The sequence below is a fragment of the Nocardia iowensis genome (genome assembly GCF_019222765.1).
Classification (GTDB): domain Bacteria; phylum Actinomycetota; class Actinomycetes; order Mycobacteriales; family Mycobacteriaceae; genus Nocardia; species Nocardia iowensis.
In genome coordinates this window covers 3,644,377-3,665,709 of record NZ_CP078145.1, presented here as the reverse complement: position 1 = coordinate 3,665,709, position 21,333 = coordinate 3,644,377, and the positions used below count along the sequence as shown (strand labels likewise).

Annotated in this window: 23 protein-coding genes and 1 pseudogene; 6 read left to right on the top strand and 18 right to left on the bottom strand. The window is 64.6% G+C overall.

The window, feature by feature from the left end:
- Position 1: 1 nt before the first annotated feature.
- The 9 genes from KV110_RS16935 to KV110_RS16895 all read right to left on the bottom strand — a co-directional run bounded on the left by KV110_RS16935 (position 2) and on the right by KV110_RS16895 (position 7,513).
- Positions 2-232, bottom strand: a complete 231-nt coding sequence (locus KV110_RS16935) for a hypothetical protein (protein WP_218477186.1) — start codon at positions 230-232, stop codon at positions 2-4.
- Positions 229-1,122, bottom strand: a complete 894-nt coding sequence (locus KV110_RS16930) for an alpha/beta fold hydrolase (RefSeq protein WP_218477185.1) — start codon at positions 1,120-1,122, stop codon at positions 229-231. The genes KV110_RS16935 and KV110_RS16930 overlap by 4 nt, the downstream gene beginning before the upstream one ends.
- Before the next feature lie 115 nt (positions 1,123-1,237).
- The gene (locus KV110_RS16925) at positions 1,238-1,534 is read right to left on the bottom strand and encodes a hypothetical protein (protein ID WP_218477184.1); all 297 of its coding nucleotides are present in this window, start codon (positions 1,532-1,534) and stop codon (positions 1,238-1,240) included.
- Positions 1,531-2,187 carry a hypothetical protein gene (locus KV110_RS16920; RefSeq protein ID WP_218477183.1) on the bottom strand — a complete coding sequence of 219 codons (657 nt, stop codon included), beginning with the start codon at positions 2,185-2,187 and terminating at the stop codon, positions 1,531-1,533. The genes KV110_RS16925 and KV110_RS16920 overlap by 4 nt, the downstream gene beginning before the upstream one ends.
- Positions 2,188-2,191: 4 nt before the next feature.
- Positions 2,192-2,902 (bottom strand): DUF8176 domain-containing protein, encoded by a 711-nt coding sequence (locus KV110_RS16915; protein WP_218477182.1) that lies wholly within the window; start codon positions 2,900-2,902, stop codon positions 2,192-2,194.
- 132 nt (positions 2,903-3,034) lie between these two features.
- The gene (locus tag KV110_RS16910) at positions 3,035-4,513 is read right to left on the bottom strand and encodes a cutinase family protein (RefSeq protein WP_218477181.1); all 1,479 of its coding nucleotides are present in this window, start codon (positions 4,511-4,513) and stop codon (positions 3,035-3,037) included.
- Positions 4,514-4,593: 80 nt separating this feature from the next.
- Positions 4,594-5,718, bottom strand: coding sequence for a lipase family protein (locus KV110_RS16905; RefSeq protein WP_218477180.1), 1,125 nt, complete (start codon positions 5,716-5,718; stop codon positions 4,594-4,596).
- Entirely contained in the window at positions 5,718-6,944 is a 1,227-nt protein-coding gene (locus KV110_RS16900) for a cutinase family protein (RefSeq protein ID WP_246634595.1), read from the bottom strand. The genes KV110_RS16905 and KV110_RS16900 overlap by 1 nt, the downstream gene beginning before the upstream one ends.
- A gap of 11 nt (positions 6,945-6,955) precedes the next feature.
- Positions 6,956-7,513, bottom strand: coding sequence for a hypothetical protein (locus KV110_RS16895; RefSeq protein ID WP_218477177.1), 558 nt, complete (start codon positions 7,511-7,513; stop codon positions 6,956-6,958).
- Positions 7,514-8,478: 965 nt separating this feature from the next.
- Here KV110_RS16895 and KV110_RS16890 point away from each other — a divergent pair.
- Positions 8,479-9,306, top strand: a complete 828-nt coding sequence (locus KV110_RS16890; protein WP_343224187.1) for a helix-turn-helix domain-containing protein — start codon at positions 8,479-8,481, stop codon at positions 9,304-9,306.
- Between the two features lie 870 nt (positions 9,307-10,176).
- On the opposite strand, the gene KV110_RS16885 is transcribed toward KV110_RS16890, so the two are convergent.
- Positions 10,177-10,965 (bottom strand): MmyB family transcriptional regulator, encoded by a 789-nt coding sequence (locus tag KV110_RS16885; protein WP_218477174.1) that lies wholly within the window; start codon positions 10,963-10,965, stop codon positions 10,177-10,179.
- Positions 10,966-11,733: 768 nt separating this feature from the next.
- Here KV110_RS16885 and KV110_RS16880 point away from each other — a divergent pair.
- On the top strand, positions 11,734-13,014 hold the full coding sequence (locus tag KV110_RS16880; RefSeq protein WP_343224186.1) for an MFS transporter: 1,281 nt from the start codon (positions 11,734-11,736) through the stop codon (positions 13,012-13,014).
- Positions 13,015-13,178: 164 nt separating this feature from the next.
- Here the strand turns inward: KV110_RS16880 and KV110_RS16875 are convergent, their stop codons facing one another.
- Entirely contained in the window at positions 13,179-13,853 is a 675-nt protein-coding gene (locus KV110_RS16875; protein WP_218477172.1) for a class I SAM-dependent methyltransferase, read from the bottom strand.
- A 107-nt stretch (positions 13,854-13,960) separates the two neighbouring features.
- Between KV110_RS16875 and KV110_RS42065 the strand changes: the two are divergent.
- Both KV110_RS42065 and KV110_RS41500 read left to right on the top strand, forming a co-directional pair.
- Positions 13,961-14,236 (top strand): annotated as a pseudogene (locus KV110_RS42065) (GAF domain-containing protein); the annotation flags it as partial.
- 154 nt (positions 14,237-14,390) lie between these two features.
- The gene (locus tag KV110_RS41500; RefSeq protein ID WP_246634593.1) at positions 14,391-15,023 is read left to right on the top strand and encodes a hypothetical protein; all 633 of its coding nucleotides are present in this window, start codon (positions 14,391-14,393) and stop codon (positions 15,021-15,023) included.
- A 45-nt stretch (positions 15,024-15,068) separates the two neighbouring features.
- Here KV110_RS41500 and KV110_RS16860 read toward each other — a convergent pair whose 3' ends face one another.
- Positions 15,069-15,251: a hypothetical protein gene (locus tag KV110_RS16860; RefSeq protein ID WP_218479565.1), complete on the bottom strand. Its 183-nt coding sequence runs from the start codon at positions 15,249-15,251 to the stop codon at positions 15,069-15,071.
- On the opposite strand from KV110_RS16860, the gene KV110_RS16855 reads away from it, so the two are divergent.
- Together KV110_RS16855 and KV110_RS16850 are read left to right on the top strand one after the other, a co-directional pair.
- The gene (locus tag KV110_RS16855; protein WP_343224185.1) at positions 15,208-15,687 is read left to right on the top strand and encodes a GNAT family N-acetyltransferase; all 480 of its coding nucleotides are present in this window, start codon (positions 15,208-15,210) and stop codon (positions 15,685-15,687) included. The two genes, KV110_RS16860 and KV110_RS16855, sit on opposite strands and share 44 nt — an antisense overlap.
- Positions 15,688-16,592: 905 nt before the next feature.
- Complete coding sequence (locus tag KV110_RS16850) at positions 16,593-17,285, top strand: YwaF family protein (protein WP_423710177.1); 693 nt, start codon at positions 16,593-16,595, stop codon at positions 17,283-17,285.
- A 138-nt stretch (positions 17,286-17,423) separates the two neighbouring features.
- Here the strand turns inward: KV110_RS16850 and KV110_RS16845 are convergent, their stop codons facing one another.
- The 6 genes from KV110_RS16845 to KV110_RS16825 all read right to left on the bottom strand — a co-directional run bounded on the left by KV110_RS16845 (position 17,424) and on the right by KV110_RS16825 (position 21,084).
- A complete protein-coding gene (locus KV110_RS16845) occupies positions 17,424-17,690 on the bottom strand; it encodes a hypothetical protein (RefSeq protein ID WP_218477168.1) in 267 nt (88 codons plus the stop codon).
- A gap of 1,007 nt (positions 17,691-18,697) precedes the next feature.
- Positions 18,698-19,297: a tyrosine-type recombinase/integrase gene (locus KV110_RS16840; RefSeq protein WP_246634592.1), complete on the bottom strand. Its 600-nt coding sequence runs from the start codon at positions 19,295-19,297 to the stop codon at positions 18,698-18,700.
- A 23-nt stretch (positions 19,298-19,320) separates the two neighbouring features.
- Positions 19,321-20,004 carry a hypothetical protein gene (locus KV110_RS41495; protein ID WP_246634591.1) on the bottom strand — a complete coding sequence of 228 codons (684 nt, stop codon included), beginning with the start codon at positions 20,002-20,004 and terminating at the stop codon, positions 19,321-19,323.
- Positions 20,001-20,399: an RRQRL motif-containing zinc-binding protein gene (locus KV110_RS16835; RefSeq protein ID WP_218477167.1), complete on the bottom strand. Its 399-nt coding sequence runs from the start codon at positions 20,397-20,399 to the stop codon at positions 20,001-20,003. The genes KV110_RS41495 and KV110_RS16835 overlap by 4 nt, the downstream gene beginning before the upstream one ends.
- Complete coding sequence (locus KV110_RS16830) at positions 20,396-20,746, bottom strand: hypothetical protein (protein WP_218477166.1); 351 nt, start codon at positions 20,744-20,746, stop codon at positions 20,396-20,398. Before KV110_RS16830 ends, KV110_RS16835 begins: the two co-directional genes overlap by 4 nt.
- Complete coding sequence (locus KV110_RS16825; protein ID WP_218477164.1) at positions 20,746-21,084, bottom strand: hypothetical protein; 339 nt, start codon at positions 21,082-21,084, stop codon at positions 20,746-20,748. Before KV110_RS16825 ends, KV110_RS16830 begins: the two co-directional genes overlap by 1 nt.
- Between the last annotated feature and the right edge of the window lie 249 nt (positions 21,085-21,333).

Here is a 21,333-nt window from a genome sequence, read left to right as displayed (position 1 = left end):
GTTAGGTCCGGAGGACGGCTACGGCGATCGCGCTCGCGGACCCGGCCAACGCTGCGGCGGCGAGGGACCCGATGAGCCCTTCGATGGCTTCTTCGCGGTACAGGCGGATGGCGAGCTGTCCGCCTGCCCAGATGGCGCGGGCGATGCAGATCAGCAGCACGAACCAGGCAAGGTAGCCCAGCAGTTGGGTCAACGGCGAAAGTACTTCCGCGGGAAGCGGTTTAGCGGTCACGAGGCGACACCGTTCTGGCGGTGGGCCCGGTAGGCCACCTCCAGCGCGGCCAGGATCGATTCGCTGGCAGGGCCGGGGTCAACATGCGGGAGAGAGTGTCCAGCGCCGGGGATGGTGTCGTAGTCCGCCCAGATCTGCTCGGCCAGTCGCTGGGATCTGCTCGGCGTGACGACAGGGTCGCGTTGACCAGCCAGTACCCACGTCGGGATGTCACGCAGCACATCAGCGGCTTCGTTGGTCAACACCGCAGGTGGGTATGCCGACAGTTCCGCGAGCGCCGCCTCCGCAGTCGCGCGCAGACGCTGGACGGCGCTGGGGTCGGCGGAGCGCTTCCGCGCAGGCAACCAGCGTTCGCTGGGAGGTGCCGTATAGAGGAGGCTGCTCAGTTCCTCGATTGCGGAGTACCTTCCGCGCCGCTCTAACAGGCCAGGCAGAATCTCGTGGGAAGTCACTGGTGTGTAAGGGAATTCGGCACAGGCGTTGAACAACACGATCCCGGATAGGGCACGGGCGCGTGCAGGATTACGTCCTGCCCATTCTTGGACCAGCAGCGCCGCGACCGAGTGCGCCGCCAGCACGACAGCTCCATCGACGTGGTCGAGGACCGCGGCCAGGTCCCCTGCCATTACCTCCAGGTTCAATGGCGTTTCCCGAGTGGCACAGTCGGAGCTGCCATGGCCACGTTGGTCGTAGCAGATCTGGGCGATCCCACCCTCGAGGCGGTGATGCAGGTGCTCGACCAAAGGCTTCCAATAGCTGGCGTCGGTGAACATGCCGTGGACATAGACCACACTCGCCGGAGCCGAGGCCGAGCCGATGCGCACCGCCGACAGCCGTGCGCCGTCGGGAGCGACTACGGGAAATGGGCAGGCGTCCTGATGGTCAATCATGTGGGTACCTCGTGAGCATTCGGTGACCGAACGATGGGTTGTGGCATCGTGTTCGGCATGACCGCCGAACGCGGTGATGCGGGGTTGTGGCTGAATCTGTAAGGCGCGCATGGTGTTATCCGCCTCCGGTGATGACGGCATTCATGATCGGTCCAGCGCTGGTGGCGATGATGCCGCCGAACAGCGCGCCGAGGATGATCTTGGGTGATTCGACGGCGCCGCCGTGCCAGCGTTCCCAGCCGAATTTGCCGCCCCCGTAGATCACTGCCGCGATTCCGGCGAGGGACACGAACCACGCCAGGTAGTTGACCAAGTTGACAAACTTGTCCATTTGCGGCGGGTTGACCGGTGTGATCGTGATTTCTTGGGCAAGGACGATGAGCGCCTCGCTGACCGCATACGCGGTACTCATGGCTGGTCCTCCGATTCCTGTTGTGCTGAGGTGTGACTGGCCGCCAGTCGGCTGAGGATGTTTGCTCCGGCCTGGTACACGTCGTGGGGTACCGACTCGGTGAGCCGAGACCTGCGGTGTCGCTGCGGGGTGGGGTCGCGGGGGTTGTATCGAGCGAGCTCGCTGCGTTCGAGCGCGACGAGTTCGTCGTGCCAGCCGATGTCGTAGATGTCGTCGACCAGCTCGGCGACGACGCTGCGATAGCGGCGCACGGCCGAGGGGACTGAGCCGGGGCGCGCGGCGGTCAGTGTCAGTCCGATCACGGTGATCCCGTCTGGGGCGTATCCGCCGTGCCATTCCCGTAAGCGTTCCGCGGCCGCGGTGAGGCCGGTCATGCATAGCCGGGCGGCGATGAGGACACGTTGGGTGGTTCGCGGTGACGCGGGCCAGGCCAAGCCGGTGTCGGCGGCCGGTGCCCACCACTGCGCCAGCGTTGACGCACCCGCGCCGCCGTGTGCACCGAGCACCGCGAACAGCGGTGGATGTGCACCAGTAATCGGCAACGGCGCGTGACGCACCGGTGCCATCCGGTCGGGTGCGGGCCCGACGACCGTGCCCGGATCCAGCCGCCCCTGCGGTGGGTAGTTTCGGTGCAGTTGCAGTGGGGTGCTCATGGTTTCAGCCCCGCTTCTGGATGTTGGTGATCACAGTGCGGTGTTCATCGGTCCGGACGTTGATCACTTGCAGGTAGTCGATCCGCGCACCGTTGGGGTGGCGTTCGACCAGGTGCACCTCGGCAGCGGTGCTGTCGGCGATCGGGTTGATGGCGACGCAGTGGGTAGTGCCGAGTGGGATCGAGGCGATCCCGGCCGCGAGCGCTTCGCCGACTAGTCCGGCTTCCGGGGCGACCAGCGCGAGCGCGGACTCGGCGCTGCGTTGCACGTAGTAGGCGTATTCCCACGCCGCGATCACGCCGACCGTGCTGTGGGTGTCGCCGGCGCTATCGGTGACTATCTCCCCGGACAATCCGGTGCAGGCGCTACCACTTGGCGTGCCCCTGGAGGTCGGTGGTGCGGCGGTTTCGGTGGGCAGCGCTTCGGGTGTGTCCTGGTCTCCGGAGGTGACAAGAATCCCAATGCCGACGATGGTCGTGGTCAGCGCCACGGCGAACCCGGTCCATAGCCACCGGTACCCAGAACGCTTCGGCAATTCGATCGGCATCGGCCGCTGGCTGGTATCGGCGGTGATCCATTGCCATTCCGAGCCAGGGACGTCTTCGCCGTCGGCAACCCCCGGTGAGAGTGGTTGCACGGTCGCGGGTTCTGTTGGGTTCAGCCATCCCCAGCCGTGGTCGAGGGTATTGTCCGGTGGAATTCGGATGTCGGGCATGCTGTTCACCTCCTTTGCTGGCGGGTGTCGGGTGAAGTTGAGGGCCCCTTCGGGCGCGGTGCCGGGGAGAGAATCAGTGGACGGCTGTGTCTAGGTGGGTACGTCGACTGATCCGGTTGCGCCCGAAGGGGTTTAACGACCACCACCGGTCGTGGATGGTGCTGGCGCGGTGGTGGTGCTGGTCGTGAGCGCCGGAGGGGCCGGAGTTGATCTAGTGGGTCCGAGGTCGTGTGCGAGAGCGCTGAACCAGTCGGCTACTGCGGCCAACGGCGAGCGCCCGGTCGTGGTGGCGGGCACGGTTTGGTAGGCGCCGTGACGGCCGGTGGTGTCGCTGTACTGGGCGGAGCTGGCCAGGGTGTAGAGCTCACGTTGGTCGGTGATGGTGCTGGTGATCGCATCGAAGGCTTGGTTGATCCAGCGACTGGCGGTCTGAGGCGGCACGAGTTCGACGACGGCGGTGCCGACTTTGGCGCCGATCGCTGCGACGGCCGCCCACGGGTTGGCCATGCCGACGACCGCTAGTTCGGCGATGGTCTGGGGTGTGAATACTTTTTGCGCGACCGTGATCACCGCGTTCAGGCCGATGGTGCCGATTTTGAACAGCGCTGCCAATGCTTCGTTCGGGCCGGGTGCCGGGGGGTTGGGGGCGGATGCTTCGGCGAGGCGCTGGCCGAGGGGTTTGGCGGGTTCGTAGGACAGTTGATCGAGGCTGGTGCCGTGGAGGTCTTCGTTGACGACATCGACTGCGGTGGTGTAGACCGTCGCCGACATTGCTTGGGCCACGGTGGATATCGCGGCGATCGGATCGCGCAGGTTGGATCTGGACGCGATGTTGGCGACGGTGGTGGCCAGGGGCGCGCCGGTGGGGGTATCGCAGGTGGCGTCGCCTGGCACGCACAGCTCTGCGATGCGCCCGGTCAACGCGCCGTAGCTGGTCGGCGGTGAGGTGGTGATCCCGGCGCCGGACAGGGGCGGGTTGCTCAGCGATATTGTCGCGACGTTCTTTCCCGATGTTCCGGGCGCGGCCTCGGGGCTGCTGGCCTGTGGGCGTCCAGGTATCGCCGGGGTGTTCTCTGCTCGGGTGGGGTTGGCCAGCAACGCGATTCCGGCGACGTGCTCAGGTGTGACCGGGCTGGAACCGTTACCGACGCGTTGGGCGAACGTCGATACCGCTGGTGCGCCGTGGGCATAGCCGGCGGCTGCGAGTTTGGTCACTGGGCATCGCCGGAGGATCTGGGCGGCGGAGTCCTCGAGGCGTTGCGCTGCTGCGGTGACCGCGTCCTGGTAGGGAACCGCTGTGCCGTTGTCGTCATGGCCGAACGGGACGTAGGAGCGTTGCACCAGCTCCCCCGCCTTCGCCGCGAGCGGACCGAACATCTGGCCGAGCGCCCCGGAGTCACTGGTGGGCGGGGCATCCGGGCTCGATTCATCGCCGCCCTGGATTCCCAGTACGTACAAGCTGGGACACCTCGGGCCGATCGGCACGCTGCTGTCAGGTGCGGCGCAGACGATGGGGACGCCAACGGCGGCGAACAGGCTGACGCCTAGTGCTGTCACGGTGAAGCGCACCTGCATTGAATTGGTGAGCGCCGGGGTTTGGTTGCGGTGCACGGTGTTTCACCTCCTTGAATGGTGGTCAGGGGCCTGCCCGCACCCCCAGCGAGGGGTCCGGTTCGGTGCGGGCAGGCGATTCAGGTGGTCGGCGGTGGTGTCGGCTGGGCCGGGGTGGGGCGCCGTTGCAGGTAGCTGACGAGTCGTGAGATTGCTTCGTTGGCACCGTCGGCCGCGGCGCCGAGGTGGCTGGTGTGGTACTCGCGCCAGCTCAGATCGACCCCGAGTGCGCGGTAGGCGGCGAAGAGCTTTCGGCCCATCGCAACCGGCACGAGCGCGTCGGATGTCCCGTGGTAGAGGTGCACCGGGACCTGGGGTGTCGCGCGGGCGCTGTGTTCATTGACCAGGACGTATCGCCACATCGCGTCGTTCCACGGGTCTGCTCGTTCGCACCACTGCGCCAGCGGCTGATGCCGGAACTCTGTCAGCAGTGCTGCGGCGTTCAGAGTTGCCGCATGTTCGACGACCCGGTGGCCTTCCGCGAGTAGGAGGTGGTGGATCGGCAGGTGCCGGTAGGCCCGACCCAGCCCGATCAATCCGGCCAGTGCCAGCCCCGACCACGGGCCGCCGTCGATCTCGGGAATCAGGGCTCCTGGGTCGTCGACCACGGCTCCGGCGGCGACGCCGCGCAGATCCAACTCCGGGGCGTACTCGGGGTGAGTCTCCGCGGCCCAGATCGCGGCCCGGCCGCCATCGGCGAATCCCCATATCGCACAGGGGTGCTCGGCGATGTCCAGCTCGGGCAGCTCGCGCACCGCACGGGCGAGGTCGAGCACCGTGTGTGCTGCTGCACGCCCGGCCAAGAACTGGAACGGCCCGAGTCCGACCATTCCCAGCCCGAGTCCGTCGGGGATCGCAACGGTCCATCCACGCTGGAGAGCCGCGCTGATGAAACCGGCTTCGGGTTCTTGCCCGTTCGCCAACAGCTGTGACGGAGCGCAGCCGCCGAGGCCGTGGAATCGTGGGCAGTACAGCAGGGTTGGGCCGGTGCCGACGACGTCGACGGTGGCCGGGGCGATCACGATTCCTGAGGCCGGGATCGGAGCGCTGAAGCTGGTGCGGGTGGCGTAGACGATCTGCCATGCCCGGCCACCGCCATCCAGGCTCGACAGATCCACCGCTCTGCGGCGCAAGATCGTTCCGGGTTTGTATTCGAATCCGATTCTGCCAACATAGAACTCATCACGAGTGTCCGGTCCGCTCATCATCGGCTCCCGGCAATGTCAACGGCGAGGGCGACCATCCAGGCGATACCTGAGTTCAGTTGGCCGCTGGCGGCGTATCCGGTGTGGCGGGCGACGGTGTCGGCGTAGCGCAGCCAGACTCCCGGATTCACCAGATCTGCGTTGTCGGCAACGAGTTGTCCCCAGGCTGTGGATAGTTGGGCGGCGAGTTTGGGTAGCAACGGGATCGGGTTGGCCGCGACGGTCGCGATGATCTCGTCCCACCGCGCCGCGGCGGCACCGAGTTCGGTCGGGGCCGAGTGTCGCGGGTCGGCGGCTTCGATCAACCGGTCTGACAGGGCCAGCTGCGGGGCATAGTCGACGTTGCCGCCGCGGACCTGAAAATCGTTGAGCACGATCGCGGTCCAGGCATCACCGAGTGCTGCGGAGAAAACCCCCCGCAGCGATCCGAGCGCGGTGCAGGGGTCGCGCAGGTCTGCTTGGGCTGCGATCTCCGCGCCGACCCGCAGGAGGGCGGCCCGATTCGGTGCCGAGCACGCTAGGTCGCCGTCGGTACAGATGTCGGCAACGCGTCCGGTCAGCGCGCCGTAGCCGGTGTGGCCGTCGGCGATTCCTCCGCCTGCGGCGGGCGGATTGGTGATCTGCACGCTCGAGACAGCACCACCGCGGGTGCCGGGCGCCGGGTCCGGTGTGATCTGGCCAGGACGCCCGGGAAAGGTCGGGGCGTCCGGTGCGCGGTCGGGGTGGGCATACAGGGCGATGCCCGCGATCCGGTCCGGTCCGATCGGCCCCGCTCCTGCGCCGACGTCGCTGGCGAACGCCGACATTGCTTGTGCGCCTTGGGAGTATCCGATTCCCGCGATCATGGTGGCCGGGCACGTGTCGGCGATCTGGACCACCGCCGCGTCGAGCTGGCGGCGGGCATCGGCGACCGATACCGCGTAAGGGGCGGACCCGCCACCGGGAACGGCACCGCCGAAGCCGGCGGGATAGCCGATATAGCTGCGCTGCACCAGATCTGGGACAGCGGCCAGCACCGGCGCGATGAGCGCGCCGACCATCCCGCTGTCGGCCAGTGGGTCTGCACCCGGTGACGACTGCCCGGTCCCCTGGACTCCCAGCAGATACATGCCGGGACAGCCCGGCCCGATCGGTACCGCAGCGGCACTACCCGTGGCCGTTATCGCGGCGACCACACCGGCAACGGTCATGGCCGCCACCGCGGTTGCGGCACTTCGCTTTCTCATCGCGGTGGCGATCACGGTTGCCCCACCCCCACACCAGCACCGAAACCCGCGCCGACGGTTCCTCCGGCGATCGCACCCACCGCTGCGGCCGGTATACCCACCACCGCGGCCCCGGCAGCGGCACCGGCGGCGGCGCCGAGCGCTGTACCGGCTACTCCGGAGGTGACGGTGCCGATGACCGGTACAGGGATGACAGTGCCCAGCGCGGCTCCGGCGATTCCACCGATCGTTCCGCCGATCAGGCCGCCGACGACCGCTCCGGCCGCCGCCACCGGCGCTCCCGCGATCACCGCGCCTGCCGCGCCGCCGATGCCCGCACCCGCCAACGTTGCGCCGCCGACACGGTCCGAACGCCCGGCCTCAATGCCAATCGAGTCCAGTGCTGTCGCGAGCTGCGCCTCAGCGCCCGCGGCAGCGTCGTTGATCGTGTCCGCGCATTCCGGGGGCAGCCAGTCCGGGCGTGGAGCGTGCCATTGCCCGATGCGGATCATGTTCTCCGGAGCCTCGATCGGTGCGACCGGCGCGACAGGTTCGGGGAGGTGCAGATCTTCGAACCGAATAGGTTCCACCGGCTCGTGCGGCGGCGGGGCCGGACGTGAGGAGGGCCCGTTGCGCACCTCGGGCGGCTGCCGGTAGTAGACCCGTGGAGGTAGCGACTCCGGCGCCGCAGCTGGAGGTTCAGGCGCCGGCGGAGGTGGAGGTGGCGCGGTGGTGCCGGGTTGGGACGGACTAGTGACACCTGGCTGATCGGCGATGACCACCGCTGAATCCGCAGCGGATGCCGGGCCAGCCGCAGCGAGGGCCATAGCAAGCGGGACGGCACCCGCAAGGAACACCTTGCTCCCACGAATGGCGTTGCTACTCAAGCGGTTCCGGTCGACTTGCGTGTCGCGCCTTGGCGTGACGCCACAGCGGTGGCAGAGCAAGGATTTCCTGAATGGGGACATGCCGAACGACCCTTCGTCCTGAAGGTGAAATGAGGATTGGCTTTACGAATGCCGCGGAGTGCTCACTCCGCGTACCTCCCAGCCGCTTATGCGCTTCTGGGAGGCCGCTTCTCAGGGGCGTCTCGTCAGATGAAGGGCAAGATCAACGCCAGCGCCTGGTAGGCCACGGACAATCCGTTGCTCAGCAAGCTCAATCCGGCGTTAACCCACCCGAGAATCACGAAGGGATCCAATGTAGCTTCCTCTCAATCAGTTTGGACAAGCACGTCTATCCAAACTCCGGAAGCACCTGCCTGGCTAGGGTTCCGACTCTCCTAGATTTCGTTAACGGCCCGAGTGTCAAATCGCGATAGCGCGGTCGTACAGGGCGTTTACCGCACAATTCACACCCTGGCCGTGAAACTCGGATTCTCTCAAATGCCGTATACGACAAGGCGGTCCATGACACCGGAACGGCCATCAGATTCCCCGGCCAGCTACTTGTCTGCGAGCTTCTGGATGGAAGATCTTGCCGGGGTGGTACCCAATCTGGTAAGAACGAAACATCATCTCAGGGGGAAACCAGTCATCGTATCTCGGCCCGCCTCATGGCGGAAGACACCAAAATAGGGGGACTCCACATGAGTCGGAATCACAACCGTCCACCGAAGGACCCTCGACGCCGGCCCCACATCCCGACGTTGGGAACGACTTGTCGCCAGCTCCGCGATCATCGGGGCCTATCTCGGGCCCAGGCGTGCCGCAGCAGCGGTCTCAGCGCTTCGTATCTGTTCAGTATCGAAGAGTGCGACCAGATGCCCAGCTCTGAGGTCCTCGACCAGATCATCGCCGCCTACCATCTCGACCCCAAGCAAGCACGCCACCTCCGCGAACTGCGGGCCCCGGCGGAGAATCTCGAGCCGACACACGTGCTTCGCCAACGCGTGACCGGCAACACCCGGCGGATGGCCCATCTCCACGACCTCGCATCGCGGGACGTTCTGGCCGCCTACGTCGATCCAGTCTGGAATGTGCTGGCCAGCAACAACTTGTTCCGCACAGCGCTCCGCGGCATCGACGAGATCGGGTCAGTACCCGTGTGGCTGTTCAGCACCATGGCGGAGGATGTTGTCGTCGACCTGCCGCACGAGGCCGATCATGTGGTGGCAATCTGCAAAGCCATCCTGGGTCGCTATCGCGCCTCCCAGCAAGCCGCCGACTTGCTTCGACGTCTGGGGACCAACAAACAGTTCCAGGAGCGATGGGCCGCGAGCATCCGCATCGCGTACGGCCGCGACACCAGCGATCCATTGCGCCTCCGTGACCCCGTCAGCGGAGTGGTCACTGCTTACACCCTCAGCGTCTCCGATGAGACCAACAACGTCCTACTCCTCACGGGCCTCGCCAAACCCCACTCCTTGCCAGAGTTTTCGTAAGCGGCTGCAGTTGTCGATGACACGCGGCGCGACACGCCGAGCTTCGACCCGAGTTGATCTCTGGAGGATCGCTTCATCTCCGCCTTGACCCACCGCTGTGCGCCTCGTGACTCATACTCCCCCGCCGCTTCGCATCGAGCACAGCTATCGTGCAGCAGCTCACGCGTACACTTTCACGGTCACCCGCATGTGTTGATGAGCAACCAAATTCGCGCTGCGCGGAAATACTACTCCAGCAGCGGTGTGATCTGGTTAAAATGAGGCTGGGAGAATCAGCGGGCACCGAGCGAATTGAGCTGAAGGTCAGAGACCGCCGTGTCGCACGACACCTTGGCCTGAATATTCGACTCACCCGCCACTGCAAATCGCATGTGTCGCTGGGACTTCACCCTGCTCGGCCCCCACCGTCACTCCCACCGATGTGCCAAACAATCTGAGCCGCAGGAATAACCTGTCCGCCGAACAACGACGCTACACAGTCGAATCCATACTTACAGAACGAGGCCATACCGGCGACTAGTTGTCCGATATCGGTTGGCGCTCAAACCCGGACGACCACTCGACCACGGGGCGGGCCGTATGCGCCACCACAGCCGGCGAATCGCCGAAGCCATAGCAATGACGCGACGGCCAGGCCACGGCCAAGCGAGGATCCAGACTCCTCCGCAGACCAGCAAGTTGCTCATCGTCGAACCAAGGCGCAAGCCAACTCGACGTCGACGGTCCGTGCCACAACGGCATCGCAATGCTCGCTACGGATAGGACCTAGCATTCGGCTGGTCAGGCCAGCTGACGGGAGGTCCGCTCGAAGGGCACGATCGGGCGCCGCTCCGTCGCGCATCGGGGCGCGCACTGTGCCAAGGGAGTTCACTAATGTTTCCGGAGCGCAGTCATCAGCAGCACGTCGGTGGTATCGGGCACCTCGGAGACCATCAGGCTGTAAGCCATCAGTTCACCCGTGCCGACATGGCGCAACCGTACCGGTTTGCTACTGTCGCACGCATAAGAAACTTCCAGGGTCGACGTCCAACGTCTCCGAAAGTCGTTGTTATCCCCGAGCTTTCGTAGAATATCGAATGATTGCTCCGCGTTGCGATAGCGACCGAGTACCCCCCTCAGCGTCGCCACGGCGAGGGCGGCGTCACGGTCCCGGTCGACTGCCGCAGTATCAGCGTGTGGGCCGAACACCCATGCGAGCAGGGACCTTACGTCATCGAGGCCAGGCAAGGTGGAGCGAAGCAGACCATTGTTTACTAAAACGTTCCAGACCGGACTCATGTAGGCGGCAAGAACGCCTCGCTCCTTTAGGTCCTGGATGTGCGCCATTAGGCCACTGTCCGCAGTCACGCGCAGCCGTAACTCCTCCGTCGATACGAGCTCGACCGAGGGCGCGCGTAGATCACGCAGGTGACGCGCCAGCGACGCGTCGACGGCATAGCCAGCAATGATCTGCTCGAGCATGTCCAGACTAGGCTTGTACTCCCCGCGCTCAAGATCGAACAAGTACGACGGGCTGACACCATGGCAGCCGTACGCTCTCGCTCGAGACAGCTTTCGCTGTTCTCGAATCCGCCGCAATGTGTCCGGAAGATTCGGGACAGAAACAGGCGGGCCTGATTCGGAGTTGCCGCGCGAACGACCAGTTTGGGTCTGCCTCATACCGAATCCCTCCTTGCAGCCGTCCGCCACAGCGCACTCGAGTCTGGGCCCGCCGCTACAGCAGGCCGGTCGGCCTCAGTTGCTGCCACTGCCGAGATGGACGATATGGAGAGGACGGCTAGGTCCCAGCTCGCGGCAGCGAAGATCCTTTCCCCGTCCTCTGGGTGTGGGGTGTAGGCGCGGGCGACGTTGGTGGCCCGTCTCGGCTCCATCGTCGCTACGAACGTCCACCCCGGAATTACTCTCATGACGTAGCCCTTGTTTCCACAGATCGCGAACAATCGTTTAACACCGACAAGATCGCCAGTGGTGAACGCCAGCACGACTCACGTTCATCGACATCCATCCGGCTACCGTGTGAGCTCCTGCTTGGTGGATCCGAACATCGCTGCCGGACTGAGTATCTGGCCGAACGGACGTCTCCCCCCGAGTTCAGACTCGCCACGAAATCGGCGCTACGGTGGGTTGCGAAAAAGGATGTGCGCACCTTTGCGGCCTCGCTAGCGTGTGCCCAAGTCAGGCAACGAAACACTGTCGAGCGCGGGTGGGCGCCCCTCCGGGGGCTACCACAACCTCACGGGTGCGAGGTACGCCAGGGCAGGCACCTCGAGGACGGCCAGTAGGGACGAGCTCACGTCGACGCCTGTACCCCGCGATAGTACTCGATCACGTCGAATGATTCACGAAAAGTGTTCAAAGTTATCGCATCTGGAGGGCGCGTCACCGGATCGGCGCGCGCGGACGCTGTATAGCCTTTAGCCTCGCGGGATGGAACTTGTTGGGGGACAACCTTCCCGTGTCATCCGCACAGCGCGGATATCGAATTCGATCGCGTTCGGCGCGAAGGGTTACATCTTCGCTGTCTTGCTCGCCGGACTACCGCAGTTGCGGGATCGACATAGCCTTTCTCACAGTTCAATCGTCGCAGCGATCTTCATGATCTCTCTGCTGGCCGCGGTCGGCAGTCGGATGGCCGGGGGACTAGCGCGCCGGTGGTCGAGCAGAACGGGCCTGCGAATCGGGCTTGCCATCACAGCTGTTAGTACCGCCGCGATCGCGCTCGCCCCGAACACTACTGCCCTGTTCATCGGCCTCGGCGGCTATGGGATCACTACCGGCATAGTCAACGCCAGCACGATCATGCAACACGCGCTCATCGAGCACAGATACGGGGCGTTCGTGATGGCATCGTTCTATGCCGCTTGGGCCGTCGGATCCGTCCTTGGTGCCTTGTTCATCGCGGCATCGGTCAAAGTCGATGTCGCACTGCGAGAATCGATGCTCGCCGCATCGGTGGTGATACTGGTCGTTTGCCTGGTGACAGGCCCCCTGTTACTGCGACCCCAGCGGGCAGAAACCAGCCCCGCCGAGGCGAAATCCGCCGCGGCCAAGCCAGCCGTCACCACGCCACTGCGCGCCTACCTTCCGTTCGGTATCGCATTGGTGATGGCGTTCGCCATCGATTTGGGTATCAACAACTGGTCGGCGCTGTATCTGACCGACGAACTGGCGTCTTCCACGTCGACCGCGGCCCTGCCGATTGCCGCCTTTCAGTTCACCTCGCTGGCCGGTCTACTGACTGGTGACTGGTGGGTCCGTCGGTTCGGACCGCGCACCGTGATGCGGAGTGCAGCAGGCATGGCAGTCGTCGGGATGCTCATGGCTGTCAGCGCGCCTAACCCGGCCGTCGCCATCGTCGGGTTCGGCGTATGCGGTATTGGACTGCCCTTGATTACGCCGCTGTGCTTCAGCGAGGCAGCCACTTTGGCCAGCGGTCGGGCGCGAGACGCACTCATCGCCCGGCTCAACGTCTTTCCCTACGCGGGCACTCTCGCAGGCGGCACGATTGTTGGCTTGATCGCAACCCAGGGCTCACTGCGGTTCGGCATCGCCAGCCTGCTCGCGTTCGCGCTGGTACTCAGTGTCTTCGGACGAGCATTCCGTACCCGCACCCTCAGCGAATCGGGACTCGCCAAAATTCCAGTCGCAGATGACGCACCCGAGCCCGCGGCGGGTTTGGAACGCGTTCAGCACAGGAACCCCGAATAGCCTGTACAGCCGAAATAGCTGCACAGCAGCTATTTCGTCCTACGAACGCGCACATGCCAAGTCGGAGGCGAATCGCTGGTCGACGAGCACAGCCGTGTAAACCGCCGATAATCCCGCCTGCCCTCCTTACACGTCGGCGGATGGAGGCTGCAAGCGGGTTCGGCCTACGCCTCAGTCGTTGGCCCTTCCTCCAGCACGGCGACGTAGACGTGGAATGCGCGCTCAGACTCTCCGAGTCGCCGGTCCTCGCACACTTTGAACCCTGCCCCTTCGATGAGGGCGATGACCTCTGCCGGTGGCCGATTGATCAGGCCGTCCCGCCAGGGAGCCGCTTCGATGAAAGACGGATCCGCTGCGCCGACCACAAGGCGGCCGCCCGGTCTCAGCGCTCGTGCGACGTCTAGTAATGACGTTCCTAGTTCTTCGTCGTCGATGTAGTAGATCGTGTTGACGGTCACGACGCGATCGAGAGACGCGTCGTCGACTGACAGCTTCCGCATCGGTGCTTCAACCAGATGTAAGCGCTCTTTAGTGATGAAGTCTCCGAACCGCTTCCGTGCCTGGGCGATCATGGTGGGCGAGACATCGAAGCCGTAGACGCGTCCATTCGGTCCTACCTGATCGAGCAAGATCGCGAGTCCGTGTCCACCGCCGAAGCCGATGTCAGCGACGGTCTCACCCGCAGCGGCCTCGAGAGCCGCGACCGAGCCCTCCATGACCCGCCTGTTAAAGATGTTGAGGCCGTTGGTGATCCGACGTCCCCACCATCCGGACGGGTATCCCAGCTGGCGAGCGAGCGGACCCATGAACGGAAGCCAAATGCGCACGGCTGCCAGCATTCCACAGTCCATGAGGGCGGGCGCAGTATGTGTAGAAGCATCATTCACCAACTGGGCATTTGTTATTTTGACGTGTACGAAACTCCGAACGTGCTGAAGGGCCGCCCGTGGAGCACTCACAGAACGAGGTGCTGATCGAGACGATCGGGTCCGATCCACGGGTGGTGTGGGCGGCGAGCCGGACCCGCGACGCTCGGATAGCCAACGTGTTCCGCGGAGCCGAGCGCATGCTCGTAGAGCGTCTGGTCAAGGACGTGGTGAACTCAGGGGTTAGCGCTGTGCGCGCCGGACGAGAAGGCACCGCAACCGGTCAGGTGTACGCCGCCTATCCCGTGGTCGGCCCCGACAACGCGGTCAGTGGTGTGCAGATCGTGTACGGCCCAGAACCGGGCACCCCGACCGCGCCGACTGCCGCCTATCAATGGGAACTCGACGCCAACGACGGGCCACCGCGTCTGCACACCACGCGCGAATTGCTCGACATCTTGGAAGTGCCTGAGCGCCAGCGTGATCGCCCCCCGAAATGCCTATGGGCCGTTGGACTTCTTCACCCGCGTCGAACGGCTTCCCGATCTGGTGCGGATCTGGGACGCGATCCTGACTGCCCAACCCGGCTACGCCGCCACCGGCACCGTGATCATCCGCACCACCACGAGCCGGCCAGGTCTGCTCCTCTACGTCCAGCGCTACGTCGAAACCGAGGCAGGTCCACGGCTACGAGTCGTCTGCCGAGACATCACCGCCACGGTCGATCCGAAACAGCTACGCATCGACACGCTCGACATGAGCATCGCTAAGGCAGCGGTCAGCGCACAAGGAATGTACGGCTTTGTGCTTGAAGCACGGTGGCCGAGCACGTGCATTCTCAAGTGGCTAAGCCCGTTCGCTCCCGGGTTCGGGCATGGCGTATCGACAGGGGCAACCGCTGGCGTACATCCCGACGATCAACTGCGGGTACCCGGAATGGTGAAGACCGCACTTGAGACCGGCAGCGTGCAAGACAGCCTTCGGATCCGGCCGGGGTTCGGCGCCGACGACTGGATCGGTGAGGGCGGCTGGCTGACCGTACGCTTCAACTCCCGACTGATCGACCCCCACGTGTCGCAGACCCTCGCGCTCAGCTTGATCTACCCGGACACCAAAAACAACCCGACAGCTAGGTTCCCATGAACATCGACTGTCCTCGAGGTTTGTTGATGTCAGTAGGCTAGCTACTCAGGAGATTTCGCCGTGCCGATCACCACCCTCGTCGCCACCCCTTCCCACGTTGATGCCTGCGCAGGTGTTCTTGCCGAAGCCTTCGCCGACGATCCGGTGATGGCGTCCATCTGGCCTGACCACAACAGACGCCATCGTGCATTGCCGCGCTACTTCGCCGCGTCCCTGCGGGTCTTCCATCTACCGGGCGGTGGTGTACAGATCGCGACCGACCAGCACGACCACCTCGGCGGTGTCGCAGTGTGGGATCCACCCGGACAGTGGGATCAACCGGCCTCGCACACTGCGCGCACTACCGCAGCTTCTAGCCGCCTTTCGCACCAGGACAGCCGCTGCGATCGCCATTCGTCGCACACTGGACGAACATCACCCACTCACGCCACTGCATTGGTACCTGGCCAACCTCGCGACACCCGACAGCCGCCGCGGGCACGGCTACGCCGCTCAACTCATCACCGACCGCCTCGCAACTGCGCCGGACACGGCAGCCTACCTTGTATGCACACGCGAAAAGAACATCCGCTTCTACGAACGATTCGGGTTCACGGTAAGCGCCACCTTCAACCTGCCCCTCGGAGCGAAACCCCTTATGTGGGCGATGGTTCGAAAGCCCTAGCTTCATTCTCCCAACGGCAGCAACGCCACTGCGCTCGCTGCGCGCCGTGAGTTTCTTCTGGTCGTGATGGCGCCGATCCCGAAGATCGGCTTTGATGGAGGAGGACGAGAATCAAGGGCAGGGCCAGGAGCCGATGCCCGATGCCTACGATTCATAGACAGTCCGCAACTCTGACGGTTGCGCTCTCGATCCTGAATGATCGCGGGCGGATCGCCGCACAGCGCGTCTTCGACACGATGGGCTGGCCTCCGGCATGACGATCGAGTACGTCTTCCTTGGGCCGACGACTTCTTGGTACCCGCCTCCCGGATCCCCCGCGAGGAGCCACAACCGCCTTTGGACACCATCCTGGATCGCGCATGTGGCTCGAGAACAACGGTCACCAGGACTGATCCCCACCCCTCCACGCTACGCACATCCCGTCCAAAAATTGTCTCAGCGTGTATGGAACGGAGCGGCCCCGTGTCTCATGACTGCGACGGATTATTCTCTGTCCCTGCTCTTTTCGATGATGGTTCAATGCCCTGTGCTGGTCCTACAGCATGGGTGTCGAGAGCACCGCGGGTATCGTCCGGACATTGCTGGAGCCGGGATTCGAACCGCCGGAGCTCTGTCGAATCTGATCGTGATGGTCGCTCAGACCGGCGAAGAGTGGACAAGCACCTGCGATCTCGTCACTACTGGGCAACACGGCTGTCGGAAGTTGCGGAATGCTGAGTCGATGCGGCATTCAGCTGTCCGGCGACAGTGAATCTGGGCTATTGCCACCGAATCTGAGCCAGGTAGGTCAGCCTGGGTACACGGTGAGCTGCACGTGCTGCGGGGCCCGTGATGACCGACTCGAGACCGGCGTAAACGACATCGACGCACCGTATCCGGCCCTAGAGTAGGCAGGCGTGTACCCGCTGTCGGCGCCGCGAGAGTTCTCCCCCTACGGCCTGTCGCACTGGATTGTGCTGGCCGTTTTCGTGGCGGGTGCGGTGCTGGTCGTCCGCCTCGGACGTGCGCACCGAAATGCTCGCACCGCGCCCCTCTTCAGCCGCATCTTCGGGCTCTCGACGCTCGTGCTGTACGTGGGGGTCTACCTCGCCACGGCGATACCCCCGACCGTCGACCGCTCTGTTCCGTTGCGCTTGACCGATCTCGCCACCCTGGTCGCCGCGTACGCCTTGTGGTCGCACCGCCACTGGGCGTACGCGCTGACCTACTACTGGTGCCTCACGCTGAGCACGCAGGCGCTCATCTCACCGGCACTCGAGAGCCCGGACTTCCCGCATCACCACTTCCTGGCCTTCTGGGCAATTCACCTGATCGTGGTCTGGGCGCCGATCTACCTCACCTGGGGCACCGGCATGCATCCGGATTGGCGCAGCTATCGGATCGCCGTGGCGACCACCGCGGCATGGGCAGCGGTCACGTTCACCTTCAACTCCCTCACTCACACCAACTACGGATTCGTCAACGGAAAACCCGAGACTCCGTCGCTGCTCGATGTGCTCGGACCCTGGCCCTGGTATCTGGTCACCGTCGCGTTTCTGCTGATCACCGTATGGGCTTTAATGACCTGGCCCTGGGCCCGCGCGACGACGCCTACTTGAGCACGGACCGACCGCCGAGGAGTGCCTGGTCGGTGTCTCCGTGGAAAGCCCGCCGCGCGAAGCGGAACACCGCCGGTGCGTAGGTCCGGAACGACTCGTCGAACCGGCGCTCTTCGGACGGAGCTTCGGGGATGCCGTTTATCTGGCTCGGATCTCTCGTGGCGCCGCGAGCTCGGGTAGCCGCCGAGGCCCGTCGCCGACCTCGACGAAAGGAGTCGACACCGCGTTGCCGCGGCGGACGACGCTCTTGGCCACGGTGCCGACCGGCGCCTCGCGCGCGATCATCCGAGTCAGCAAGTGCCGCAGCCAGTTTCGCACACAGTCGAACAGCCGGTACAGCATCAGCGAGCACAGCGGGCCCCGCGAATGCAGCCGCCGGAGCCCAACTCGCCACGGTTGCGCCATCGCACACCGAGAACAGCATCATGACCAGTACTCGTCACGCGGGCGCACATTCTTGAGACCGCAACGCTCGGTGTCGAGAATTGATCGATTGCGACGTTGTTGGATGCGAACGAGGCGTCACCGACGTCGCGGTCCGCATTGCCGGGGTGTACGCGATGGCTGGCGTCGCCGACGAATCCCACCGGCCGGCCACCGCCAGCAATGCATCGATGTGCTGTGCGGCGACCTGCGCCTGCCCTACGACACCAGCCACGGCGCCAGCGGACACACGAAGCTCGTGGTCAAAGCACCTCGCATCGACCACGGAGGAGTCCGCGGAGAGACCGAAGAACACATCGAGTACCGGCAAAACGACCGCGAAGTCCGGCAGACCATTGATTCGGGTTCGATTCGGTCAGCGATTGTGAACAGGTTCGGCCAGCCGGTCCAGCAGTGATCCCGAGATGGTCTGCTAGTGCTGGTTCTGCGAAAAACTACGACGACGAGTTCAGGCCACGAATCGAGGCGAGCATCGTCGTCTTGCCCGCCGAGAGCGTGATCGGCAAGACCATCGGACACGTCGGCATCGAGCGTGCCATCAGGCGGAACGTTCAGCGGGCATGCCACAAAGATAACTGGAGTGTTGCCGAGCGATTTACGTTTCCGGCGTGTCGCAGCCGACACGCCGAAGAAGTACCGGGACGGTCCGTCATCACGTGGGCTGCAAACCGCGTGCCTCGCGGGCGTCCCCCCGCGGCACGGACCACATGCCGATCGCTCGGGTCGCTGCTCCACAGCATTTGGTCGAATCTCACCGAAATCTCACATTTTTGACGAAAATCGTCCGGAACCAATGCGATTCATTCAGTACGGCACCGATCGGAAGATACGAGATAACCAGCATTAATAGGCGCTGATGCGGCCTACGTGGGCCACCTGAACCTGGGTCAGGTGGTCGCAGGTTCAAATCCTGTCAGCCCGACAGTAGAAAACCCCTCCTGACCTCGGTCGGAAGGGGTTTGCTGTTTTCAGACGACCCGCAGTTGGGGACCATTTGGGGACCGCTGGGGTGCTCGTAGGTGGATCGAGAGCAGTTGGCCGTCGTTCTGGAGTGCCTCGATGTCCGGATGAAGGTATCGCTGGGTGATCCGGGGGTCGGTGTGACCGGCGATCTGCTGAAGGCGGTGCAGCGGCACGCCCGCGTCAGCGAACCAGGTGAGTCCGGTGGGCCGCAGGTCGTGCCGACGCAGATGTTCGAAGCCGAGCTTCGCAACGACCTCGTGCCAGTGCGTCGCCTTCCGCAGCACACCGGTCTGGATTCGGCCACCCCGCGGGCCAACGAACAGCCGCGCGTCCGGCCGACGGTTGGCGGCTTGGATCCGATTGAGCACCAACGGGCGAATATCCTCAATGATCGGAATCCGGCGGGAGCGTTTACCTTTCGTGCCTTTGTCCTTCAGCCCACCCGGACCGGGTGACGTTTGCCGACGCAACCGCCAGACCCATTCCGTCGTGTCGATGTCACCGACCCGGCACCCGGACACTTCCCCGATTCGCACCGCGGTGCACGCCGCGAAGATCACGACATCACCCCATCCCTGGTAGGCGTCGGCCGACGCGGCGACCAACGCGTCAGCGAGATTGGTCAGCGTCAGCCAATCCGGGAGCGCGAGCGAGCGCGGGTCGTCGAGTTCGTCCGAGCAGCGGCGGCGATTTCCTCGGCGCGGCGATACAGCTGCCGCTCGGAGATCCAGCGCTGCGGGTCGGAACCGACCAGCATGATGCGGGCCTGAGCGACCGCGCGGTCGTGGTTGGCGTACATCAGCGACGGCGCCCAGTCCTTGGGTCGCCACCCCAGGTACCGCTGCGGGATTGGCGGTTTCGGATATGCCCACGCCTTGCCCTGCTGAACGCGCGTGAGTGGATACAGCGATCCGTTCCTGACAAGGACCCGCACGATGTCGTAGGCGGTGCTCAGTTCGACATCGAGGAAGTCCGCGATTAGATCGACCTGCATGCCGCGCATTTCGGAGGTCACGGCGAGAACCTGGTTTTGTCGCTGGGTGATCGTGGTACTGCCCGCAGTCGACAGCAAACGTCCCACCGACCCACGAGGGACACCGATCACATCGGCGATTTCGGCCTTGGTAAACCCCTGCGCACGGAGGGCGGCGGCTTCACCGAGGCACGTCTCGACCTTGCTCAGCGATACACCAAGCGTACGAGCGATTCGCCCGTAATCCAGGCCGGTATCGCGCAGGCCACCGATGATCTGGACTCGGTGCTGCAACTCCAGCGCGCTGTAGCGCTCATTTCGTTTGTGGTGCTGGCTCATCGGGTTCGCTCCCTTCCCTGACCCCGTATGGCGGTCCGGCGGCGAGCGGCCAGATCGGCGTGGGTCTGCTCGATAACCGCGCGCATATCGCTGGCATCGATCCCCCGGCGCTCGCATGCGGCCACCGATCGTGTCCAGCGCGCCAGCTGCAACGCCGCCAACTGCGCCTCAGACGACTCGCGCTTGGGCACCGCCTTCTCGGCGTTGTAGAGGCGCGCCACCATCGGTGGCCGCCCACGTCGGCTGCGCATCACCTGTGCTTGCGGTTCACGCTCGCCCGGTCGCCGATCCTGCTGCGCCAGTTGCCGTTTAGTGCGCAAATGCTGCGGCGCCATCCGCCACGGCCACGTCGGAATCCCGTACTCGCGGCCCTCCGGATCCAGAAACCCGCTCACCGCGTCCGCCCGATCCGCCGCGCCTTGATCCGCCTGTCCAGCTCGTCGCGCAGTGCGACCGCTCGTTCGGCGGCCTGGGCACGCATCTGATCAGCGACCTTACGGCCGTACGTGAGGACCAGCATTCGGTCGCATGCGTCGGCTTGCTCTTCCTGCACCGACGCCTGGAACGCGTCGCAATGGGCATGTTTGGCGTCCTCGTTCGTATAGTCGCGGGAATCCCTGGCCCGCACGGCATCCGAAGCGGCCATCGACATGTCGTAAAGGACCTCATGCACGGTCGAGATCCGCTCGTACTCCGCCTTCGCCAACGCCAGCTCGGACTGCTCGCGCTTCCTGGCGTTCATCACCGCACCCCCGAAACCTCGGACGCAGGAACGCACGATCCTCCCCGCTCGGGTGGCACACCGGAGTTCACGGACCGGCAGACGTTCGGTGACGGCGTGTACTGCTTGTAGTCGATCCACGCCGTCGTACATCCGACCATCGCAATCAGAATCAGCACCGCCAGCGCACCGAGCCGGAGCTTCGGAGGCAACACACCGAGCGGCGCGTACATGGCGCCGATCCCGGTGAACTCGGGCCCGGCCATCGAATGCAGCGCGTTGTGACTACCGCGGTCCCGGTCGACATACGTGACCGCGTATACCCGCGGAGTCGAGTCCGCCCGCCGTGGCGCGGTCACCGCCGCCACCCTCTCCGCCTACTGGACCGCCACATCGCGAACGCACCGAGCAGCATCACCGTGAACCCGACAACCTCGGGAGCCGTGATCACAAGGAATCCGATCGAGATCACTGCGACGGCCAGCACAAACGTCCGGCCGCGCATCATGCGCTCCCGTCGGCTGAGACGGCCATTGCAACAACTTCTCTTGTCATCATGTTCTCTATAGGAGTCATGATTTGAGAGTGAGTGACACGACTGGAGGTTG

Excerpts from the sequence above, each read along its gene's own strand:
- KV110_RS16930 (WP_218477185.1), bottom strand. The coding sequence starts at position 1,122 with ATGATTGACCATCAGGACGCCTGCCCATTTCCCGTAGTCGCTCCCGAC.
- KV110_RS16925 (WP_218477184.1), bottom strand. The coding sequence starts at position 1,534 with ATGAGTACCGCGTATGCGGTCAGCGAGGCGCTCATCGTCCTTGCCCAA.
- KV110_RS16920 (WP_218477183.1), bottom strand. The coding sequence starts at position 2,187 with ATGAGCACCCCACTGCAACTGCACCGAAACTACCCACCGCAGGGGCGG.
- KV110_RS16915 (WP_218477182.1), bottom strand. The coding sequence starts at position 2,902 with ATGCCCGACATCCGAATTCCACCGGACAATACCCTCGACCACGGCTGG.
- KV110_RS16905 (WP_218477180.1), bottom strand. The coding sequence starts at position 5,718 with ATGAGCGGACCGGACACTCGTGATGAGTTCTATGTTGGCAGAATCGGA.
- KV110_RS16900 (WP_246634595.1), bottom strand. The coding sequence starts at position 6,944 with ATGAGAAAGCGAAGTGCCGCAACCGCGGTGGCGGCCATGACCGTTGCC.
- KV110_RS16890 (WP_343224187.1), top strand. The coding sequence starts at position 8,479 with ATGGCGGAAGACACCAAAATAGGGGGACTCCACATGAGTCGGAATCAC.
- KV110_RS16885 (WP_218477174.1), bottom strand. The coding sequence starts at position 10,965 with ATGAGGCAGACCCAAACTGGTCGTTCGCGCGGCAACTCCGAATCAGGC.
- KV110_RS16880 (WP_343224186.1), top strand. The coding sequence starts at position 11,734 with ATGGAACTTGTTGGGGGACAACCTTCCCGTGTCATCCGCACAGCGCGG.
- KV110_RS16875 (WP_218477172.1), bottom strand. The coding sequence starts at position 13,853 with ATGCTGGCAGCCGTGCGCATTTGGCTTCCGTTCATGGGTCCGCTCGCT.
- KV110_RS16860 (WP_218479565.1), bottom strand. The coding sequence starts at position 15,251 with ATGGAAGACCCGCAGGGACGCGGCGAAGTAGCGCGGCAATGCACGATG.
- KV110_RS16845 (WP_218477168.1), bottom strand. The coding sequence starts at position 17,690 with ATGGCGCAACCGTGGCGAGTTGGGCTCCGGCGGCTGCATTCGCGGGGC.
- KV110_RS41495 (WP_246634591.1), bottom strand. The coding sequence starts at position 20,004 with ATGAGCCAGCACCACAAACGAAATGAGCGCTACAGCGCGCTGGAGTTG.
- KV110_RS16830 (WP_218477166.1), bottom strand. The coding sequence starts at position 20,746 with ATGAACGCCAGGAAGCGCGAGCAGTCCGAGCTGGCGTTGGCGAAGGCG.